The 18,621-nt window shown below is 71.3% G+C and carries 20 protein-coding genes; 11 read left to right on the plus strand and 9 right to left on the minus strand.

Annotated features, from left to right (window positions below; translation table 11 throughout):
* The first annotated feature begins 61 nt into the window (after positions 1-61).
* Together ACZ4TR_RS36860 and ACZ4TR_RS36865 are read left to right on the plus strand one after the other, a co-directional pair.
* Positions 62-385 (plus strand): hypothetical protein, encoded by a 324-nt coding sequence (locus tag ACZ4TR_RS36860; RefSeq protein WP_465292693.1) that lies wholly within the window; start codon positions 62-64, stop codon positions 383-385.
* A 39-nt stretch (positions 386-424) separates the two neighbouring features.
* Positions 425-898 (plus strand): hypothetical protein, encoded by a 474-nt coding sequence (locus tag ACZ4TR_RS36865; RefSeq protein WP_465292695.1) that lies wholly within the window; start codon positions 425-427, stop codon positions 896-898.
* On the opposite strand, the gene ACZ4TR_RS36870 is transcribed toward ACZ4TR_RS36865, so the two are convergent.
* The gene (locus tag ACZ4TR_RS36870; protein WP_465292697.1) at positions 895-2,532 is read right to left on the minus strand and encodes an ABC transporter permease; all 1,638 of its coding nucleotides are present in this window, start codon (positions 2,530-2,532) and stop codon (positions 895-897) included. The genes ACZ4TR_RS36865 and ACZ4TR_RS36870 overlap by 4 nt on opposite strands.
* Complete coding sequence (locus tag ACZ4TR_RS36875) at positions 2,529-3,425, minus strand: ABC transporter ATP-binding protein (protein ID WP_465292699.1); 897 nt, start codon at positions 3,423-3,425, stop codon at positions 2,529-2,531. Before ACZ4TR_RS36875 ends, ACZ4TR_RS36870 begins: the two co-directional genes overlap by 4 nt.
* 93 nt (positions 3,426-3,518) lie before the next feature.
* Here ACZ4TR_RS36875 and ACZ4TR_RS36880 point away from each other — a divergent pair, with 93 nt between their 5' ends.
* From ACZ4TR_RS36880 to ACZ4TR_RS36895, 4 genes are all read left to right on the plus strand, one after another.
* Entirely contained in the window at positions 3,519-4,007 is a 489-nt protein-coding gene (locus ACZ4TR_RS36880) for a GbsR/MarR family transcriptional regulator (RefSeq protein WP_465292701.1), read from the plus strand.
* A gap of 53 nt (positions 4,008-4,060) precedes the next feature.
* Complete coding sequence (locus ACZ4TR_RS36885) at positions 4,061-4,732, plus strand: SGNH/GDSL hydrolase family protein (RefSeq protein WP_465292703.1); 672 nt, start codon at positions 4,061-4,063, stop codon at positions 4,730-4,732.
* A gap of 422 nt (positions 4,733-5,154) precedes the next feature.
* Positions 5,155-5,760: an RNA polymerase sigma factor gene (locus ACZ4TR_RS36890; RefSeq protein WP_284744545.1), complete on the plus strand. Its 606-nt coding sequence runs from the start codon at positions 5,155-5,157 to the stop codon at positions 5,758-5,760.
* Positions 5,757-6,230 (plus strand): carboxypeptidase regulatory-like domain-containing protein, encoded by a 474-nt coding sequence (locus tag ACZ4TR_RS36895; RefSeq protein ID WP_284744546.1) that lies wholly within the window; start codon positions 5,757-5,759, stop codon positions 6,228-6,230. The genes ACZ4TR_RS36890 and ACZ4TR_RS36895 overlap by 4 nt, the downstream gene beginning before the upstream one ends.
* On the opposite strand, the gene ACZ4TR_RS36900 is transcribed toward ACZ4TR_RS36895, so the two are convergent.
* Both ACZ4TR_RS36900 and ACZ4TR_RS36905 read right to left on the minus strand, forming a co-directional pair.
* Complete coding sequence (locus ACZ4TR_RS36900; protein WP_465292705.1) at positions 6,227-6,991, minus strand: polysaccharide deacetylase family protein; 765 nt, start codon at positions 6,989-6,991, stop codon at positions 6,227-6,229. The two genes, ACZ4TR_RS36895 and ACZ4TR_RS36900, sit on opposite strands and share 4 nt — an antisense overlap.
* Positions 6,992-7,093: 102 nt before the next feature.
* Complete coding sequence (locus ACZ4TR_RS36905; protein WP_465292707.1) at positions 7,094-7,543, minus strand: SRPBCC family protein; 450 nt, start codon at positions 7,541-7,543, stop codon at positions 7,094-7,096.
* A gap of 68 nt (positions 7,544-7,611) precedes the next feature.
* Here ACZ4TR_RS36905 and ACZ4TR_RS36910 point away from each other — a divergent pair, with 68 nt between their 5' ends.
* Both ACZ4TR_RS36910 and ACZ4TR_RS36915 read left to right on the plus strand, forming a co-directional pair.
* Positions 7,612-9,579: an FUSC family protein gene (locus ACZ4TR_RS36910; protein ID WP_465292708.1), complete on the plus strand. Its 1,968-nt coding sequence runs from the start codon at positions 7,612-7,614 to the stop codon at positions 9,577-9,579.
* A 23-nt stretch (positions 9,580-9,602) separates the two neighbouring features.
* Complete coding sequence (locus tag ACZ4TR_RS36915) at positions 9,603-9,812, plus strand: antitoxin (RefSeq protein ID WP_364520694.1); 210 nt, start codon at positions 9,603-9,605, stop codon at positions 9,810-9,812.
* Here the strand turns inward: ACZ4TR_RS36915 and ACZ4TR_RS36920 are convergent, their stop codons facing one another.
* Genes ACZ4TR_RS36920 through ACZ4TR_RS36930 form a run of 3 tightly spaced genes read right to left on the minus strand, consistent with a single transcriptional unit; the run spans position 9,813 to position 13,371 of the window.
* Positions 9,813-10,766, minus strand: coding sequence for a prephenate dehydrogenase (locus ACZ4TR_RS36920; RefSeq protein WP_465293101.1), 954 nt, complete (start codon positions 10,764-10,766; stop codon positions 9,813-9,815).
* 50 nt (positions 10,767-10,816) lie between these two features.
* Entirely contained in the window at positions 10,817-12,829 is a 2,013-nt protein-coding gene (locus tag ACZ4TR_RS36925) for an FAD-dependent oxidoreductase (protein WP_465292710.1), read from the minus strand.
* Positions 12,829-13,371 (minus strand): PadR family transcriptional regulator, encoded by a 543-nt coding sequence (locus ACZ4TR_RS36930; protein WP_465292712.1) that lies wholly within the window; start codon positions 13,369-13,371, stop codon positions 12,829-12,831. The genes ACZ4TR_RS36925 and ACZ4TR_RS36930 overlap by 1 nt, the downstream gene beginning before the upstream one ends.
* 103 nt (positions 13,372-13,474) lie before the next feature.
* Here ACZ4TR_RS36930 and ACZ4TR_RS36935 point away from each other — a divergent pair, with 103 nt between their 5' ends.
* The gene (locus tag ACZ4TR_RS36935) at positions 13,475-14,413 is read left to right on the plus strand and encodes a patatin-like phospholipase family protein (RefSeq protein ID WP_465292713.1); all 939 of its coding nucleotides are present in this window, start codon (positions 13,475-13,477) and stop codon (positions 14,411-14,413) included.
* A gap of 8 nt (positions 14,414-14,421) precedes the next feature.
* Here ACZ4TR_RS36935 and ACZ4TR_RS36940 read toward each other — a convergent pair whose 3' ends face one another.
* Complete coding sequence (locus ACZ4TR_RS36940; protein WP_465292715.1) at positions 14,422-14,871, minus strand: MarR family winged helix-turn-helix transcriptional regulator; 450 nt, start codon at positions 14,869-14,871, stop codon at positions 14,422-14,424.
* Positions 14,872-15,021: 150 nt separating this feature from the next.
* Here ACZ4TR_RS36940 and ACZ4TR_RS36945 point away from each other — a divergent pair, with 150 nt between their 5' ends.
* Both ACZ4TR_RS36945 and ACZ4TR_RS36950 read left to right on the plus strand, forming a co-directional pair.
* The gene (locus tag ACZ4TR_RS36945; RefSeq protein ID WP_465292717.1) at positions 15,022-15,984 is read left to right on the plus strand and encodes an alpha/beta hydrolase; all 963 of its coding nucleotides are present in this window, start codon (positions 15,022-15,024) and stop codon (positions 15,982-15,984) included.
* 159 nt (positions 15,985-16,143) lie between these two features.
* Complete coding sequence (locus ACZ4TR_RS36950) at positions 16,144-17,349, plus strand: alpha/beta hydrolase (RefSeq protein WP_465292719.1); 1,206 nt, start codon at positions 16,144-16,146, stop codon at positions 17,347-17,349.
* A 328-nt stretch (positions 17,350-17,677) separates the two neighbouring features.
* On the opposite strand, the gene ACZ4TR_RS36955 is transcribed toward ACZ4TR_RS36950, so the two are convergent.
* Positions 17,678-18,559 (minus strand): serine hydrolase, encoded by an 882-nt coding sequence (locus ACZ4TR_RS36955; RefSeq protein WP_465292721.1) that lies wholly within the window; start codon positions 18,557-18,559, stop codon positions 17,678-17,680.
* Positions 18,560-18,621 lie beyond the last annotated feature (62 nt).

The following is an 18,621-nucleotide window of genomic DNA, read 5'->3' on the forward strand; positions in this document are numbered from 1 at the left end:
AGCTAAGATCAACGCGAGTTAGTCCTCGTACCTGCGCTGCGCGTGGCGAGGGGGTGCCCGGATGAGTGGCCGACCTACTTGGGGCTCCGCCGCGGTCACCGGGCTGGCGGGCTTCGCCGCCGGGTTGCTGGTGGCCGCGCTGCTCGTCGCCGGCCGGCCTGTTCCCAAGCCCGCCGACGTCACCTCTCCGCCGGCCAGCACCGTTTCCGCGCTGCCGGTCACCGTGACCGCGTCGGTGCCGCCGTCCACGGTCACCGCGGTCGAAACCTCGCCGCCGAGCACCACCACCAGCGTTGTCGAGGTCACCGTGACCTCTTCGCCGACCTCCACCACGCCGAGCTCGACGTCGCCCGCGCTGCCGTTGACGAGCGTCTGGCGCGACTGAGGCGTGCAACCTCAGCGCGGGTGACTCCGTCTGGTCGGCATGCGAACGTGGATCGCGGCACTGCTGCTCATCACCGCCGGCTGCGGCCAGGCCGGCTCGGGATCGGAGGTCGCCTGCCCGGCGATCGGCACCCGGATCGGCATCGGCCTGACCGTCCCGGACCCCGCGGGCATCACCCGCGCGACGCTCGAAGCGTGCTGGGGCGACCAGTGCGTCACCCGCCCGGTCGAGCTCTTCCCCGGGACCGCCGCGGGCACCCAGACCTGCACCGGGACCGGCCCGGACGCCTCCTGCGGCGTCTCGATGGTCCCGACCGGCGAACTGACGGGCTTCGCCGACGTCCCGGGTCTGCAGGCCGAGCCGATCCGGGTCACCGTCCGCTTCGACGACGGCAAGCCGCACACGACGGTCGTCACGCCCGCCTTCAGCGAACCGGGCGGCCCCGCCTGTGGGAAGGCGGGGCCGCAGGCTCAGCTCGTGGCCGGTCCCGGCCACGAGATCAAACCGCGCTAGCCGACGTCGCGGCGCCGCCAGCCCACCAGGCCGGCGGCCAAGGCGGCGATCGCGACCGCCGTGAGCCAGACGAGCGGGGCAGCGACGAGCTCCTGGCCGGGGATCTTCGGCGGGTGCTGGAACGGGGACACGTCCAGCACCGCCTGCGGCAGGTTGACGACCGGGCCGAACAGGCTCAGCAGCAGCGCCAGCGAGCCGACCGCCCACGCCGCGGCCGAAAAGCCCGGCAGCAGCCCGAAGATCGCGACCGCCAGCGCGACCACGACCCACGCCGCGGGCAGCTGGACGAGCATCCCGGCGAGGGAGTCTCCGACCGAGCCGCCGACGTCGCCGGTGCGCAACCCGTTGGCCAGCCCCATGAACAGCCCGCCCGCCAGCAGCAGCACCGCCGTGCCGAAGAACGCGAACACCAGGTGCCCCGCCGCCCAGCGCAGCTTGCCGACGCTCGTGGCCAGCACCGGCTCGAGCCGGATCGCGGTCTCCTCGCCGCGCATGCGCAGCACCGCCTGGATTCCGTACAGCGACGCGACCATCGCGAACATCCCGGCCATGGCGGCGAGGAACGCCTGCGTGAGCGCCTCACTGCCGCCGAGGCGCGCCATGATCTCCTGCGCTTGCGGGCTCGAACCGACCAGGCCGCCGATGCCGCTGGCGATCGAGCCGAACACCGCGCCGACCACGGCCATCCCGATCGTCCAGCCGAGCAGCGGGCCGCGGTGCAGCCGCACGGCGAGCGCGAACGGCGTCCGCAGGCTCGCCGCCGCCCGCGCCGGGCCCGGCCGCGACGGCAGGATGCCGACGCCCACGTCGCGCCGCGGCAGCAGCCAGTACCCGGCCGCGCCGACGAGCAGTGCGAAGGCCACCGGCAGCAGGAGCACCCACCAGCGTTCCCCGGCGAACGCGCGGACCTGCTGCACCCAGCCGATCGGCGACAGCCACGACAGCCAGCGAGCGTCCACTGTGGAGTCCCCGGCCCCGCGCAGCAGGAAGGCGGCGCCGACCACGGCGGTGCCGATCCCGTTGGCCGTGCGGGAGTACTCGGCGAGCTGGACGGCGACCGCCGCGACGGCCGTGAACACCAGGCCCGCCAACGCTTCCGACGCGCCGAAGGCCAGCGAGCCGGCGGCGGGGAGCCCGGCGCCGACCATGCTGCCGTACTGGATCAGGCCGATCAGCACGCTCGCCCCGCCGGCCACCAGGACGGCCGACGTCAGCGCCGCGTACCGGCCGACGACCGCGGACGCGAGCAGTTCCGCCCGGCCCGTGTCCTCCTCGGCGCGGGTGTGCCGGGTGACCGTGAAGACCACCATCAACCCGGTCAGCAGGGCCAGGAACCCGCACATGCGCCAGGAGATGAACCCGCCCGCGGTGGTCAGGTCGAACGGCGGCCCGTAGAGCAGCGCGTACGACGGGTTGGTGTTCGCGCCGGCCTGCAGGGCCTGCCGGTCGGCGACCGTCGGGTAGAACTGCGTGAACGTCTTGACGGTGCTGGCCGGGACGATGCTCAGCAGCACGATCCAGATCGGCAGGACGACGCGGTCGCGGCGCAGCGCGAGCCGGGTGAGGTGCCAGGTGCCGGCCAGCTCGTGGGCGGGCGCGACGCCGGCTTCGGCGCGCGAGAGGGTCGCGGTCATTTCGCGCTCGCTTCGGTGGTGTAGTGCCGCAGGAACAGCTCTTCCAGCGTCGGCGGCTGGCTGACCAGGCTGCGGACGCCGACCTCGGTCAGCCGGCGCAGGGCCTCGTCGAGCGAGCGCGTCTCGACGTCGAAGCGGACGCGGTTGCCGTCGACCTTGAGGTCGTGGATGTTCTCCAGCTTCGCGAGCCCGTTCGGCGGTCCGGCGAGTTCCGCGGTGATCGACGTCCGGGTGAGGTGGCGCAGCTCGGCGAGGGTGCCGGATTCGACCGTGCGACCGTTCCGGATGATGCTGACCTTGTCGCACAGGGCCTCGACCTCGGCGAGGATGTGGCTGGAGAGCAGCACGGTCCGGCCCTGCTCACGCTCCTCCTGGATGGCGTACTGGAACGTCGCTTCCATGAGGGGGTCGAGGCCGGACGTCGGCTCGTCGAGGATCAGCAGGTCCACCCGCGAAGCGAGTGCCGCGACGATGGCGACCTTCTGCCGGTTGCCCTTCGAGTACGTCCGCCCCTTCTTCTTCGGGTCGAGGTCGAACCGCTCGACGAGGTCGGCGCGGCGCTTCTCGTCGAGCCCGCCGCGCAGGCGGCCGAGCAGGTCGATCACCTCGCCGCCGGAGAGGTTGGGCCAGAGGTTGACGTCGCCGGGCACGTAGGCCAGGCGGGGGTGCAGGCTCGCGGCGTCCTTCCAGGGGTCGCCGCCGAGCAGCCGGACGTCCCCCGAGTCCGCGTGGAGCAGGCCGAGCAGAACCCGGACGGTGGTCGACTTCCCGGCGCCGTTCGGGCCGAGGAACCCGTGTACTTCCCCAGTAGGTACCTGCAGATCGAGGCCGTCCAAGGCCTTGGTCCGGCCGAACGACTTGTGCAGGCCGGAGATCGCGATGGCGTTTTCCATGCTTCGGAAGCTACACTGATTTCACTAAGTTGTGAAGTTAAGAAAATGTCTGGATTGAATGATCTTGGTGAGCGGGTACGAGAGGATGGGCCGATGACGACGCCTGACGCGAAGCGAGATGAAGACGCCGTCCGCCGCTACGTCGAGAGCCTGGCCCTGGTGCTCTCGCAGATCGGGATGCAACGCATGTCCGCGCGGGTCTTCGCGGCCCTGATGACCACCGACGACGCCCGGCTGACCGCGGCCGACCTGGCCTCGCAGCTGTCGGTGAGCCCGGCGGCCGTCTCCGGCGCGGTGCGCTTCCTCGAGCAGGTCGGCCTGGTCGCCAAGGAACGCGAGCCCGGCGAGCGCCGCGACCACTACCGCCTCTTCGACGACCTCTGGTACGCCACGTTCCTCAAGCGCGACCGCATGGTCATCATGTGGCGCGACGCGGCGGGCGACGGCATCGAAGCCCTCGGCGAGGACTCCCCCGCGGGCAAGCGGCTCGCCGAGATGCGGGACTTCCTGTCCTTCATGCTGGAAGAGCTCAACGGCATGTACGAGCGCTGGCACAAGCTCCGCGCGGAGAAGTACGCCTAGCTCCGCCCGCCACCCTCGACCAAGGCGCTTCGCGCCGCTGTTCTAATTCCGGCATGGTCCTCCTCGCTCAAGCCCTCTACGTCAAGCGGAAGACCCCGCGGCTCCCCGGCGCGGCCGGTCCGGCCGAGGGACTGGTCGACGGCGAAGGCGAGCCCTTCCGCCTGGCGGTCCTCGGCGAGTCCACAGTGGACGGCGTCGGCGCGAAGGACCACGAGGAAGCGCTCACCGGCTGCCTCGCCCGCGAGCTCGCGCGCGACGGCCGGGCCGTCCGCTGGCAGGCGGTCGGCCGGACGGGGGCCAACGCCCGGACCGTCCGCGCCGAGCTCGTCCCGCTGGTCCGCCCGGCCGACCTGGTCGTGGTCGCCCTCGGCGTCAACGACACCATCGAGCTCCGGACGGCCGCGGGCTACCGCCGTGACCTGCTGGAACTGGTCGTCGAGCTGCGACGGCGCCTCGGCCCGGTGGACGTCCTGCTGGCCGGCGTGCCGCCGATGTCGCGCTTCCCGGCGTTGCCACGGCCGCTGCGAGACGTCCTCGCCGCCCGCTCGACCGCTCTCGACGCGGCGGCCGCGACCCTCGGGAAGCTTCCCGGCGTCACGCACCTCCCGATGGACCCGCGGCTGCTCGACCCGGCCGCGTTCGCGTCCGATCGCTTCCACCCCGGGCCGGCGGGCTACGCGCGGTGGGCGCAAACGCTTGCCGAAGCACGTTCGGTGATCGCTTAGCCGCCCTGCGTCGATCTTCAAAAAAAGTTCGAGGTTCGTGTATCTGGCCGCCCGGCCACTGCGTCCTGTGGAGCAGCCAAGCACGAAATCGGGGACCCGGCAGGGGGTGCCGGGTTCGGAAATGCGCGGTGACCGGGAGCCGAGGGGGCTTCCGGACACCGTCGGCCGGGTGCCCTTCGGGGGAGGGGACATCCGGCGGGGCCCGTTGGGGAGCGGGTCCTTGAGGGAGGGGAGTACCGGTCGGCGCGGGTCACCCGCTCGCGTCGGCCGGTACCTCCCGCAGACGTCATTGACCGGAAGCGCGACCGACGAAGTAAGTGACCTTGATGTATCCGAGATCCACCTGCACGCTCCTTCCCCCCGAAGGACCCGCGATACTGCCGAAGCCGACTCGAAGACTTTTCCGAAGAGGGGCAGATACGGTGACCGACGTGCAAACCACAGAGGTAGACCCACCGTGGGAGGGCTTGACCGGCGCCGAGCTGCACGCCGCGTGCATGCAGGCCGCCCGGGAGGGTGACCGCCGGGCGATGGACCGCCTCGTCGCCGAGCTGACCCCGCTCGTCTGGCACGTCGCCCGGGCCAACGGCCTCGACCGCTCGGTCGCCGAGGACGTCGTCCAGACCGTGTGGCTCGCCCTCTTCAGCCAGCTCGGGAAACTCCGGGACCCCAAAGCCCTCGCCGCCTGGCTGATCACGACCACCCGGCGCGAAGCCACGCACCCCTTCGGCCGCCGCATGCAGCCCGTCCCACTGAGCGACGAAGTCGCCGAGGCCATGCCGAGCACCCAACCGGCACCCGAAGACGAAGCCGTCCGCGCCGACCGCGACCGCCGGGTCTGGCGCGCCTTCGTCCGGTTGCCCCACCGCTGTCAGGACCTGCTCCGGCTGACCGTGCTCGCGGGTCGTGCGGAGTACCAGCTCGTCGCCGAGACACTGCGCATGCCGCGCGGCAGCGTCGGACCGACCAGAGGGCGCTGCCTCGACCAGATGCGCGATCTCCTCGCCAGTGAAGGGGGAACCCGATGAACGACCTCGGAGCGCCGGGCGAGGCCTTTTCCGACGAAATGATCCTGGCCGGCATCGGCCGCTTCCTCGACGAGCTGGACCCGCCACCGGACGACCTGGTGCAGCGGGTCCAGTTCGCGCTCGCCCTCGAAGACCTCGACGTCGAGGTCGCGCGGTGGGAGCGGCTGGACACCCTCGCCGGCGTGCGCGGCGGCGGCACCGGGACGATCACCTTCACCGTCAGCGACCTGACCGTGATGATCAACCTGACCAAGATCGGCAAGCTGCACCGCATCGACGGGTGGCTCGTGCCCGCCGGCCAGTACGGCGTCGAGGTGCGGGTCGCCGAGCACGGGACGTCGTCCACGACCGCCGACGAAGGCGGCCGGTTCGTGCTCGACAACGTGCCGCGCGGCACGACGCAGATCCTCGTGCACCTCGGGGACGTGTCGTGCCGGCGGACCGTCGTGACCCCGACGGTCGTGCTTTAACCGAGGAAGTCGGCCAGGGGGACGGGCGTGAGCCCGTCCTTCTTCGCCTGCTCGACGAACGCCGTGTAGTCCTCTTTGAACGTCTTGCGGAAGTGCATCAGCACGACGTCGCCCGGCTTGAGCTTGTCCCCGGCCTGGAACTGGACGTGCCCGTCGTTGACCGCGGCCGTCCACAGCACCGCTGCGCGCATCCCGCACGCGGCCGCCGCGCGCAGCGTGTTCTGGTCGTAGTTGCCGAACGGCGGGCGGAACAGCGACGGCCGCACGCCGAGCCCGCGCTGGAAGTCGTCCGCGTCGTCGCAGATCTCCTTGCGTTGGAACTCGTACGGCTTGCCCTTGAGGTTCGGGTGGTCGACCGTGTGGTCGCCGAGCGTCGCGCCGGTGGCGTCGAGGATCTGCTTGAAGTAGGCCTCGTGCCCCTTCACGTACTTCTGGTTCAGGAACAGCACCGGGTGGGTCCCGTTCTGCTGCATCAGCCTCAGCGCGTCCGGGTCCTTGACCGCGCCGTCGTCCATGGTGAGGAAGACGTACGGCTTGTCCGTGGTGATCCGCCGGACGACCGGCACCTGGCCGTTCGCGACGGCCGGCGCCTTCTGCTGGACCGTGCCGAACGGGTACGGCGCCGACGGCGTCGCGCCGGGCCCGCCCCCGGGCGCCGGGTTCGGCTGGCTCGTGACCGCCTCCCGCTGGTCCGGCTCGTTCGCCGAACACGCTGTCAACGCCAGTGCCGCCGCGACGGCGACCGCTGCCACGCGCTTCATCCCGCGCCCCCTTCCGCGTAGTGCAGAACTACCCGAAAGGGTGACGTCGGAGTGCGGGGGGAAGTTGCGTCGGCTGATCTTGTGTGGCCGGGGCCACCCAGGTCAGCGTCCTGTTTCGGCTGCCTTGACCAGCTTGCCGGAGAACAGCCGGATCACACGTTCGAGTCCGGCGGCCAGGATCGGGCCGGTGCCCTTGACCGGCTCGGTGAACGATCCGGTCCACCGCAGGTGCGTGCCGCCGCCGTCGGTCGGCGTGAACAGCACCTCGGCGCGGTAGTCCTTGATCGGGTTGGCGCCGAAGAACGTGTAGACGTGCTTGTGGCCGGGCTCGTACTCGAGCGTCTCCTCGCGGATCAGCACCGGCCAGAGGCCGACCTCGCGGACGGCGCCGACGCCGGCCGGGTCGTCGGTGCCCTGACGCTTCCAGCGGGCCTGCACGATGAGTGGCTTTCCCCACTTCGCCCAGCTCGGCCCGTCGGCTTCGAGCGCGAACAACGCGGCCGGCGGCGCGGTGCTCGTGCGGTTGACCTCGAAGGAGTACTTGCGGCCCACCGGAACCTCCCACGTTGTTGACAGACTGATAATTAAGCGTTCCCGGCAGCGTAGGTCAAGATGGGGGCGTGAGCACGCCGCGCCCCGACATCGCCGCGCCGCACTGGCTGACCCAGCTCCTGCGCAGCAAGCCGGTCCCGGTGCCGTGGAACATGGTCGCCCGCGCCGTCCTCGCGCTGGCCGTGCCGCTCGCGGTCGCCTACGCGGCGGGGGACATCGCCGTCGGCGCGCTGATCTCGACCGGCGCGCTGCCGGCCGTGCTGTCCGAGTCGGCCGGCCCCTACCGCTACCGCGCCCGGCGGCTCGGCGGCGCGACGCTGGCGGCGACCGCGGGCTACCTCGTCGGGCTGCTCACCGGCGGCACGCCCGCGCTGTCCGTGCCCGCGGTGATCCTGGTCGCGGCGGTGTCCGCGCTGATCAGCGCGGCCGGCAGCAACGCCTCGGTCGCCGGCCTGCAGATGTTCGTGTTCTGCGTCCTCGGCACCGGCCAGCACGCGACCGGCGTGCGCGTCGAGATCCTGTTCGGCTTCTTCTGCCTCGGCGCGGCGTGGAGCCTCTCGGTGGCGCTCGCCAGCTGGACGTTCCGGGCGACCAGCCCCGAACGCACCGCCGTCGCGCACGTCTACGTCGAGCTGGCCGCGATGCTCTCGGCGACCGACGAAGCCGTCTCGCGCGTCGCCCGCCACCGGCTGACCACGGCCATGAACACCGCCTACGACCAGCTGCTCACCGCCCGCTCGTGGCTGTCCGGCCGCGACGCCGCCTACCGGCACCTGCTCAACCTGCTGTCGGCGACGACGCCCGCGGTCGAGGCGTCGGTGGCGATGGTCAACGCCGGCCGCCGCACGACCCAGGAGGTCATCGACCACTTCGTCGCGCTTTCGGCGTCGGTGCTGGCCAGCCAGCCGCTGCCGGAACCGCCGCCGATGCCGGCCGACGAAGGCGACCCGCTGCTCGCCGCGCTGTACGCGGGCCTGATCCGGATCGGGAAGGGCGACGACCGGAAGCGCCGGGAGACGGCGCCCTGGCACCGGCGCCTGCGGACGTGGGCGGGCTCGCTGGCGTCCGGCCCGCTGACGTGGATCGCCGCGCTGCGGCTGACGCTGTGCGTCGCGATCGCCGAGGTCGTCGGGCTGCTCGTGCCGTTCGAGCGGTCCTACTGGATCACCCTGACCGTCGGGATCGTGCTCAAGCCCGACTTCGGCTCGGTCTTCGGCCGCGCGGTGCTGCGCGGGATCGGCACGGTCGTCGGCGTCGGGGTGGGGGCCATCGTGCTCGGCGTCGGCGGGCACGGCTGGCTGCTGGTCGCCCTGATCGCGATCTTCGCCGGCGGCGTCGCGGTCGGGAAGGTGCGCAACTACGGCATCCTCAGCGCGTTCGTGACGCCGTTGATCATCCTGCAGATGGACCTGGCGAACACCGGCAGCTGGAACGTCGTGGTGGCGCGCCTGGTCGACACCGTGCTGGGGTGCGTGATCGTCCTCGTCTTCGGCTACCTGCTGTGGCCGGGCAGCCGGCGCCCGCAGGTCGGCGGCCGGCTGGCCGACGGGCTGGACGCCGTCGCGAAGTACGTCTCGTGCGCGCTGGTGGAAGCGTCTTCCGGGGACGCGCGGCTCGCGCGGTCGCGGGCCCGCCGCGGCGCGTACCGGGCGCTCGCCGACCTGCGGACGGCGTTCCAGCAGGTCGTCGTCGAGCCGTCGGCGAACGGCAGGCAGGCGGTGGCGTGGTGGCCGGTCATCGCCGCGCAGGAACGCGTCGCGGACGCCGTCACCGAGGTCGGCGTGACGATCGGCCGGGGCGTGGTGCCGCCGGACCCGGGTGACGTCGAGCTGCTGACCACCGCGCTGGACGAACTGGCGTCGGCGATCCGCGAGCAGCGCGAACCGCGGTCGGTGCCGCTGCCGGACAGCGCGCAGCTGGCCGGGGTGGTCGACCAGCTGGAGTCGGCGTTCGACGCCGTCCGCGGCCCCGACCTGGTGGAACGAGCACCGCTGCGGCTCGTCCGGCGGTTCCTGCCCTACCACCGGCGCACCTGACGTCCGTGCTGTTCAATTGCCCCATGGGAATCGACTTCGACGCGTTGAAGGGCAAGGCCGAAGAGGCCCTGCGGGAGCACGGCGACAAGATCGAGGACGGCCTCGACAAGGCGGGTGACTTCGCGAAGTCGAAGTTCACCGGTCACGACGAGCAGATCGACAGTGGCATCGAGAAGGCGAAGAGCTTCCTCGACAAGTTCGACGACAAGCCGGACACGCCCCCGGCCCAGTAGTTACTGGACCTCGCCGGTCGCGATCCCGTCCGCGAGGCCGGTGATCCGGCCGCCGCGTTCACCGAGCGCGACGAGTCCTTGGCGCGCGTCCGGGGCCGACAGGCTGATCCGGACACCCGCGCGTTCGACGTCCAGGCTGGCGGTCAGCGCCTGCGCGCCTTCGTACCCCGCGTTGATCGTGGCCGCCAGCCCGCCGGTCGACGCGAGCGAACCGCGCGCGGCGCCGAGCCGGCCGAGAGCTTCGTCGACGATCGGCAGCAGCGCGTCCCGGTTGCCTTCGGTCATGGCGCGCACGAGCTGCGGGTTCGACCCCGCGACGCGCGTCCCGTCGCGGTAGGACCCGGCGGCCAGCGACAGGGCCAGCGGCCCGCCCTCGGCGCCGATCGTGGCGAGGATCGCCGCGAACAGGTGCGGCAGGTGCGAGATCCGGGCGACGGCTTCGTCGTGCGACTCGGCGGGCAGCGGGACGACGTGCGCCCCGACGTCCAGCACGAACCCGGCGATCTCCGCCCACGCGTCGAGATCGGTGTCGTCTTCGACGGCGACGACCCAGGCCGCGCCCTGGAACAGCGCGGCGTCCCCGGCCAGCCAGCCCGAGTTCGACGTCCCGGCCATCGGGTGCCCGCCGACGTACCGCGTGTACGGCACGCGCCGGCGGACGGCGTCCAGGACCGGCGCTTTCACGCTGGTCACGTCGGTGAGCAGGCAGTGCGACGCGTGCTGGGAGACCAGGCGCAGCAGGTCCTCGACGGCCGGCAGCGGCACGGCGAGCACGACCATCGCGTCCTCGGCGGCGGCCCGGTGCAACGCGGCTTCGACGTCGGTGGTGACGTCGTAACCCGCTCTGCTGGCCGCGTCGGCGTCCACTTCGGAGACCGCGGCGCCGAACGCCGTGCGGCCACTCGCGGCGGCCGCGCGCAAGAGCGACCCGCCAATCAGCCCGAGCCCGATCACGCATACGTCTCGCACGGGGCCCATCCTGCCAGTGCCGGACGCTTCTAGGGCTACAGCGCGGCGGCGAGCCTCGTTCCCTGGTCGATCGCCCGTTTCGCGTCGAGTTCCGCGGCGACGTCGGCACCCCCGATGAGGTGCACCGGGAGGCCGGCGGCGCGCAGTTCGTCCGCGAGGTCCCGCACGGGTTCCTGACCGGCGCAGACGACGACCGTGTCGACTTCCAGGAGCCGCGGCGCGCCGTCGACGGTGAGGTGCAGGCCGGCGTCGTCGATCCGTTCGTACGTCACGCCGGTGAGCTGCTCGACGCGCTTGGCCCGGAGCGCGGCCCGGTGCACCCAGCCCGACGTCTTGCCGAGCCCGGAACCGATCCCGGACTTCTTGCGCTGCAGCAGGTACACCTGCCGCGGCGACGGCTCGGGCCGCGGCTCCGCGAGCCCGCCCGGCGCCTGCTCGGGGTCGGTGACGCCCCACTCGGCCATCCACGCGTCGCGGTCGAGGGCCGGCGAACCGGTGTGGGTGAGGAACTCGCTGACGTCGACGCCGATGCCGCCGGCCCCGATCACCGCGACCCGCGCGCCGACCGGCTTACCGTGCCGCACGACGTCGACGTAGGAGAGCACCTTGGGGTGGTCGATCCCGGGCAGCGACGGCACGCGCGGCGCGACGCCGGTGGCCAGCACGACCTCGTCGAAGCCGGTCAGGTCCTTCGCGGAGACGCGCGTCCCGAGGTGCAGCTTCACGCCGGTCACCTCGACGCGCCGTCGGTAGTAGCGGATCGTCTCGGCGAACTCCTCCTTGCCGGGGATCTTCCGCGCGATGCCGAACTGGCCGCCGATCTCGTCGTCGGCCTCGAACAGTTCGACGCTGTGCCCGCGTTCGGCGAGCGCGGTCGCGGCCGACAGCCCGGCGGGCCCGGCGCCGACGACGGCGACGCGCTTCGAGCGGCGGGTGGGTGCCAGCGTCAGCGTCGTCTCGTGGCCGGCGCGCGGGTTGACCATGCACGACACGAGCTTGCGCTTGAAGGCGTGGTCGAGGCAGGCCTGGTTGCAGGCGATGCACGTGTTGATCTCGTCCTCGCGGCCGGTCTCGGCCTTGCGGATCCACTCGGGATCGGCGAGGAACGGCCGCGCCATCGACACGAGATCGGCGTCGCCGCTGCTCAAGGCTTCCTCGGCGACCTGCGGCAGGTTGATCCGGTTCGACGTGACGACCGGGATCCCGACGTGCGGCTTGAGCTTCCCGGTGACCCAGGTGAACGCGGCGCGCGGCACCGACGTCACGATCGTCGGCACGCGGGCCTCGTGCCAGCCGATGCCGGTGTTGATGATCGTCGCGCCGGCGGCTTCGACGTCCTTCGCGAGCGCGACGACGTCCTCCCAGCGCTGGCCGCCCGGGACGAGGTCCAGCATCGAAAGCCGGTAGATGATGATGAAGTCGTCGCCGACTTTTTCCCTCGTGCGCTCGACGATCTCGACAGCGAACCGGCGCCGCTTCTCCGGCGTGCCGCCCCAGGCGTCCGTGCGCTTGTTGGTGCGCTCGGCCAGGAACTGGTTGATCAGGTAGCCCTCGGAGCCCATGATCTCGACGCCGTCGTAGCCCGCTTCGCGCGCGAGAGCGGCGCAGTCGGCGAAGGCGTCGATCTGCTTGCGCACGCCGTGGTTGGTGAGGGCGCGCGGCCGGAACGGGTTGATCGGCGCCTTGATGCTCGACGCCGACACGCTCAGCGGGTGGTAGGCGTACCGGCCCGCGTGCAGGACCTGCAGCGCGATCTTGCCGCCGGCGTCGTGGACGGGCGCGGTGAGCTGCCGGTGCTGCCGCGCCTCGGCGGACGTCGTCAGCTTGGAGGCCAGCGGCAGCAGCCAGCCGGTGCGGTTCGGCGCGAACCCGCCCGTGACGATCAGCCCGACGCCGCCGCGGGCGCGTTCCGCGTAGTACTCGGCCAGCTCGGGGAAGTGGGCGGCCTTGTCTTCGAGGCCGGTGTGCATCGACCCCATGAGCACGCGGTTGCGCAGCGTCGTGAAGCCGAGGTCGAGCGGCGACAGCAAGTTCGGGTACGGGGCCATCAGGCGTCCTTGGGGTGGTGGAGGGCGGCGAGGACTTCGTCGAACCACTCGACCTGGCCCTCTTCGACGCGGATGCCGCCGCGCAGGACCAGGTACTGGTGCAGGTGCCGGCCTTCGAGGGCGGCAGGTGCGGGGAAGTCGCGCTTCTCGATCTGGCGGTAGACGTCCAGGCGTTCGGCGTGCGCTGCCCGGTGCCGGACGATCTCTTCGGCGACCTTCGCCGGGTCACCGAAGGTCGCGCCGCGGATCTTGACGGCCAGCTCGACCGGGCCGGCGCCGGGATCGGGCTCGGCGAGCCAGCGGACGAGCTCGGCGCGGCCGTCCTCGCTGACCGTGTAGACCTTCTTGTCCGGCCGGCCCGACTGCGCGACGACGTCGACGGCGACCCAGCGGGCCTCTTCCATCCGCTTCAGCACGCGGTAGATCTGCTGGTGGGTGGCGCTCCAGAACAGTCCGATCGACTTCTCGAACCGGCGCGTGAGCTCGTAGCCCGAGCCGGCGCGCTCGGACAGCGAGACGAGGATCGCGTGCTCCAGTGCCATTCTGGGAGCCTCCTATGCAACGAGTTGCAGTGCAACGAGGCGCGCATCACTTCACCCCCTGAGGGGGATAAATCGGGTCGACTTCACCCCGGAAAAGACCAGGATGGAGAGAGTGCACCCGGTACTCGAACTGATCTCCGAACGGATGGCGACGGGCAGCGTCCCGGGAGAACGCACCGACGGCCGCCGTCTCGCGCTGGCCGTCGAAGGCGGCAGCAGCCGCGGCACCTACTCGAGCGGCATGGCCCTGGCGCTGGACGAGCTGGGCGCGGTCCCCGTGTTCGACGCCGTCTACGGCTCGTCGGCCGGTGCGCTGAACGCCGCCTGGCTGCTCAGCGGGTGCTCGTCGACGGGCGTGCGGACCTGGTGGAACCCGGTCGTCATGCGCCGGATCATCAACCCGATGCACACCCTGCGCGGCCGCGCGGTGATCGACCTCGAATACCTCGTCCACCAGGTCTACTCGGTGCTGGAACCGATGGACTTCCCGGCGATCCTGGCCAACCCGGTGACGTTCCACCCGCTGGCCACCGACGCCGACACGGGGGAGTCGACCGACCTCCACCCCTTCCTCGACGACGTCGACGCGATCAAGCTCGCGCTCGCGGCCTCGTCCTGCATGCCGGTGCTGGCCGGCCCGCCGATCCCGATGGCGGGCCGCCGGTTCGTCGACGCGGGCGTCGCCGAGCCGATCCCTTTCCGCACGGCGCTGGCCCAGGACGCGACCGACGTCCTCGTGCTGCGCACCCGCCGCGCGGACGAACTGCCGCTGCCGCCACCGCGGGCGTACGACGTCGTGGTGCCGCGCTTCCTGCGCCGCCAGGCCCCAGGCACGATTCCCGCCTGGCGCGACACCTTCCGCCGCGACGTCGAAGACGAGGAGATCCTGGCGTCCGACCGGCGGATCCTGAGCATCCGCCCACCGGCCGGCTCGCCGGACGTGGCGGTGCTGGAGCGCGACCCCGAGGTGCTGCGCAAGGCCGTGGACCTCGGCAGGAGCGCGGTCCTCGACGTGCTGGAAGGGCTACGCGAAGCTTCGTAGCCGCCTGATCATGCCGGTGCCAGTGCGTCCCGGTAGGCGTTCACCGACGCCGTCAGGCGGTCCAGCTCGGCACGCATGCGGGCCACCCCGGCTTCGTCCAGGCTCATCGCCGCGCCGATCACGTCCGGGATGCCTTGCGCCTTCTCGCGCAGCGCCTGTCCGGTCTCGCTCAGGCTCACGCGGACCGACCGCTCGTCGTCGGACTGCCGGTTCCGGACCACCAGGCCGGCGGTCTGCAGCCGCTTGAGCAGCGGCGAAAGCGTGCCCGAATCGAGGTTCAGCTCGGCACCGAGCTCCTTCACCAGGCGATGGTCCTGTTCCCAGAGCGCCAGCATGACCAGGTACTGGGGATAGGTCAGGTCGAGGTCGTCCAGGACCACCCGGTACAGCGACGTCACCGCGCGCGACGCCGAGTACAGCCCGAAGCAGAGCTGGTCGTCCAGTCGCAGCGATGCCATGGCGTCCTCCTCTCTCGTAACTCTCCATGATTCCCGGCTTCGTGCTGCGCGGCAACTTAAGTGCCCTGCATCTCATTGGCCTCAAATTAGTTGTGCACAACTCAGTTGAGGCCTACTTTGGTGACACCAGCTCGAACCGAGGAGGACGACATGACCGCCAACCCGCACAACCTCGCCCTGGAACCCGCCGCGCAGGCGTTCGCCGAGGCCACGGACCAGCCGCCGTACCTGTTCCAGCTGCCGCCGGAAGAGGGGCGCAAGGCCGTCGACGGCGTCCAGGACGGCGAAGTCGCCATGGCCGACGCCGACATCGAGGTGCTGAAGGTCCCCGGCGGCCCGACCGGTGAGGTCGAGACGCGGATCGTGCGCCCGGCGGGCGTCGACGGGCCGCTGCCGGTGATCGTCTACATCCACGGCGCCGGCTGGGTGTTCGGCGACTTCCACACCCACCAGCGCCTGGTGCGCGAACTGGCCGCCGGGACCGGCGCGGCCGTCGTGTTCCCCGAGTACGACCGCTCGCCGGAGGCGCGCTATCCGGTCGCCATCGAGCAGAGCTACGCCGTGGCGAAGTGGGTCGCCGAGCACGGCGCTTCGAAGGGTCTGGACACTTCGCGCATCGCGATCGCCGGCGACTCCGTCGGCGGGAACATGACGGCGGCCCTGACCCTGCTCGCGAAGCAGCGCGGCGACGTCACCTTCCGCCAGCAAGTGCTCTTCTACCCGGTGACCGACGCGAACTTCGACACCGAGTCGTACGCGAAGTTCGCCGAGGGCTACTTCCTCGGCCGCGAGGGCATGAAGTGGTTCTGGGACCAGTACACGACGGACCCCGCGCAGCGCGCGGAGATCACCGCGTCCCCGCTGCGCGCGTCGCTCGACGAGCTGGCCGGGCTGCCGCCGGCGCTGGTCATCACCGGCGAGGCGGACGTGCTCCGCGACGAAGGCGAGGCGTACGCGGCGAAGCTGCGTCAGGCCGGCGTGCCCGTCACGGCTGTGCGGTACCAGGGGATCATCCACGACTTCGTGATGGTCAACGCGCTTCGCGAGACCCACGCCGCCGAAGCCGCGATCACCCAGGCCATCACCGTGCTGAAGCGGGCTTTGGAGCAGTGACTTCCGAGGAATAACTGAGAAAACGCTGAGTTCGCGGTTCGTTGCGGCCCTATGGCGCAAGTCACAGGGTCGCAACGTGCATGCCTGCTCAAACGTGATATATACGCGACTCCCGACCGATCCGGGCGCGCATTTCTGCCCGCCCGGAAGGACCGAACGATGAACGTGAGCAGCATCCGGCTGGATTCGCCGGTCAACATGATCGTGGTGGTCGTGCTGACGCTGCTCGCGATCATCGCGGTCCCGTGGTTCTGGGACCGCTGGAAGCGCAAGCGGTTGTGGCGCAGTGCCACGGTGCTGCTCGCGGTCGTGCTCCTGGTGGTCACGACCGGCATGGCGGGCAACATGATCGGCGGGTTCTTCCCGACGGTCGGGTCGCTGCTCGGCACCGGCGTCTACTCCGGCCAGGGCACCGACGCGGAGGCGGCGCAGAACGGCGAGGACCTCGAGAAGCTGCGCGACACGGGGGTCGCGCACGCGCATGAGGGCAAGGGAACCGTCGTCCACATGAAGGTGACGGGCCGGCGCACCAAGCTGACCCGCGACGTGACGGTCTACCTGCCCCCGCAGTACTTCGACGCGGCGTACAAGGAACTGCGGTTCCCGGCGATCGAATGGATTCCGAACTACCCTTCCGGCCCCGAGGTCTTCGCGGTCTACGGAATGCCGCAGCAGCTCGACACGGCGATCGCTCGCAAGGCGCTGCCCCCGACGGTGGTGATCGTCCCGGACCCGACGGGCGTCCCGAAGGTCGGCCACGACACGGAATGCGTCGACGAGGTCAACGGAACGGCCAACGACACGTACCTGACGGCCGACCTGCGCGACTGGGCCCTGCAGAAGCTCGGCGTCTCGCCGAACCGCCGGGCGTGGACGATGGCGGGCTGGTCGTCCGGCGGCTACTGCGCGATGAACCTGGTGACGCGCCACCCCCAGTGGTACGGCCAGGCGGCCAGCGTGAGCGGCTACGACAAGGCCCAGGTCGACGCGGAGACCGAGGACTTGTTCCACGGCCGCCAGGACATCAACGACGCGAACAACGTCCGCGTGAACGTGCGGCTGCACCCGTCGCCGGTGGAGATCCTGGCGATCGCGGGCGAGAAGGAGAGCTACGAGAGTTTCGCGATCGACCAGATCCGAGCGGCGGCGCGGCCTCCGCTGCAGTTCTCGTCGTGGCGCATCCCGGACGCGGGGCACAACATGAACACGTTCAAGTCGCAGATCCCGGACGTCCTGTCGTGGATCGGAGCCCGCACGTTGGCCCCGGCCCCGGCCGGGCGACAGGTCGAGACCACCGGCGGAGTGCTGCCCTGGCCGTTGCCCCGCTCGGGCGCACACGGCGCGGTGGCGGACATGGACCAGTAGGCACGGCAGTCAGCCGCACTTCGTTTCCGTGGCCAGGCGCGCGGTTTCCGGACCGATCGACTGCGCGCCACGAAGCCCTCGAGCCGGCTGCCGCCGCGCGGTTTCCGGACCGATTCACTGGCCACGGCGAAGCCACCGCCGCGCCGTTTTCCGGACTGATCCACTGTCGGCCGCGAGTCATCTCAGTCGGCTGCCGCGTATTGCCGCCGAGCGGTTTTTTGGATCGATGCACCGCCGGCCGTGAAGCCCTCAAGCCGGCCCGCCGCGCGGTTCCCAGGCTGATCCGCCGCCGTCGAGCCGCGCCCGTCAGCCCCCGCTGCCCGGGTGCTCAGCCGAGCAGCGCCGAGACCACCGCCGTCACCCGCTTCGAGGCGGTCGCGTAGTCGACCGAAGCGGGGTGCTCGCTCAGCACCGCCACGATGTACCGGCCGTCCTCGCCGACCAGGCCCGAGGTGTGCAGCATCCGCGTCGGCCCGCAGCAGGACCAGCCCTGCTTCACCGCCCACGGCCGGTCGCCGGCGGCGTCCGGGATGCCGAAGTACTGGCGGAACCCGTCCGAGCCCCGCTCGGTCGCGGCCCGCAGCGCGGCGAGGATCGCGCCGGGCGCGTGCGCCACCACGTACTGGTAGATCCGCACCACGTCCTTCGCCGTGATCCGCGTGTCGCCCCAGCGTCCCGGATCCGCGGGCGCGCGCGTGCCGGTGAGGCCGAGCTTCTTGGCCCAGCCCGTCACGATCGCCGACCCGCCGTAAGCCGACCAGAACCGGCTCGCGAGGTCGTCGTCGCTGCGGGACAGCATCCGCTGCACCTGCGCCACGGGACCACCCTGCTCGAGCACGCTCAAGGCGATCAGCAGCTTCACGAGCGACGCCGACGTGTACGCGCGATCCGCGTGCGCCGAGACGGTCGTCGAACCGGCCTGCCGGTCGAACACGACGACGCTGACGTTGCCCCCGGGCACCAGCCGGTCCAGTTCGGCGGCGGCCACCTTGGCGTCCACCTTGGACTCGGGCTGGGGCGAGTGCTTGGGCGTCGAGGTCGGGGTGGGCGTCGGACTCGGCGCGGCGGACGATTCCGACATCGTTGTCACCACTTCTGTGACGGCGATCGCCTTCGGCGGCGCCACAGCGCCGTGACTGATCGTGACAGTCACCGCGCCGATCGCCCCCGCACACAGTCCCACCAGGAAGATGCCGCTCAGCTTGCGCATGATCCGGATTGCCGGAAACGCGGCCCGGCGTTCCCCGGATCGGGTGACTTTGTGGGATAGCT

The sequence above is a fragment of the Amycolatopsis sp. NPDC028719 genome (assembly GCF_055565395.1).

Excerpts from the sequence above, each read along its gene's own strand:
- ACZ4TR_RS36860 (WP_465292693.1), top strand. The coding sequence starts at position 62 with ATGAGTGGCCGACCTACTTGGGGCTCCGCCGCGGTCACCGGGCTGGCG.
- ACZ4TR_RS36865 (WP_465292695.1), top strand. The coding sequence starts at position 425 with ATGCGAACGTGGATCGCGGCACTGCTGCTCATCACCGCCGGCTGCGGC.
- ACZ4TR_RS36870 (WP_465292697.1), bottom strand. The coding sequence starts at position 2,532 with ATGACCGCGACCCTCTCGCGCGCCGAAGCCGGCGTCGCGCCCGCCCAC.
- ACZ4TR_RS36875 (WP_465292699.1), bottom strand. The coding sequence starts at position 3,425 with ATGGAAAACGCCATCGCGATCTCCGGCCTGCACAAGTCGTTCGGCCGG.
- ACZ4TR_RS36880 (WP_465292701.1), top strand. The coding sequence starts at position 3,519 with ATGACGACGCCTGACGCGAAGCGAGATGAAGACGCCGTCCGCCGCTAC.
- ACZ4TR_RS36885 (WP_465292703.1), top strand. The coding sequence starts at position 4,061 with ATGGTCCTCCTCGCTCAAGCCCTCTACGTCAAGCGGAAGACCCCGCGG.
- ACZ4TR_RS36895 (WP_284744546.1), top strand. The coding sequence starts at position 5,757 with ATGAACGACCTCGGAGCGCCGGGCGAGGCCTTTTCCGACGAAATGATC.
- ACZ4TR_RS36900 (WP_465292705.1), bottom strand. The coding sequence starts at position 6,991 with ATGAAGCGCGTGGCAGCGGTCGCCGTCGCGGCGGCACTGGCGTTGACA.
- ACZ4TR_RS36915 (WP_364520694.1), top strand. The coding sequence starts at position 9,603 with ATGGGAATCGACTTCGACGCGTTGAAGGGCAAGGCCGAAGAGGCCCTG.
- ACZ4TR_RS36925 (WP_465292710.1), bottom strand. The coding sequence starts at position 12,829 with ATGGCCCCGTACCCGAACTTGCTGTCGCCGCTCGACCTCGGCTTCACG.
- ACZ4TR_RS36930 (WP_465292712.1), bottom strand. The coding sequence starts at position 13,371 with ATGGCACTGGAGCACGCGATCCTCGTCTCGCTGTCCGAGCGCGCCGGC.
- ACZ4TR_RS36935 (WP_465292713.1), top strand. The coding sequence starts at position 13,475 with ATGGAGAGAGTGCACCCGGTACTCGAACTGATCTCCGAACGGATGGCG.
- ACZ4TR_RS36940 (WP_465292715.1), bottom strand. The coding sequence starts at position 14,871 with ATGGCATCGCTGCGACTGGACGACCAGCTCTGCTTCGGGCTGTACTCG.
- ACZ4TR_RS36945 (WP_465292717.1), top strand. The coding sequence starts at position 15,022 with ATGACCGCCAACCCGCACAACCTCGCCCTGGAACCCGCCGCGCAGGCG.
- ACZ4TR_RS36950 (WP_465292719.1), top strand. The coding sequence starts at position 16,144 with ATGAACGTGAGCAGCATCCGGCTGGATTCGCCGGTCAACATGATCGTG.
- ACZ4TR_RS36955 (WP_465292721.1), bottom strand. The coding sequence starts at position 18,559 with ATGCGCAAGCTGAGCGGCATCTTCCTGGTGGGACTGTGTGCGGGGGCG.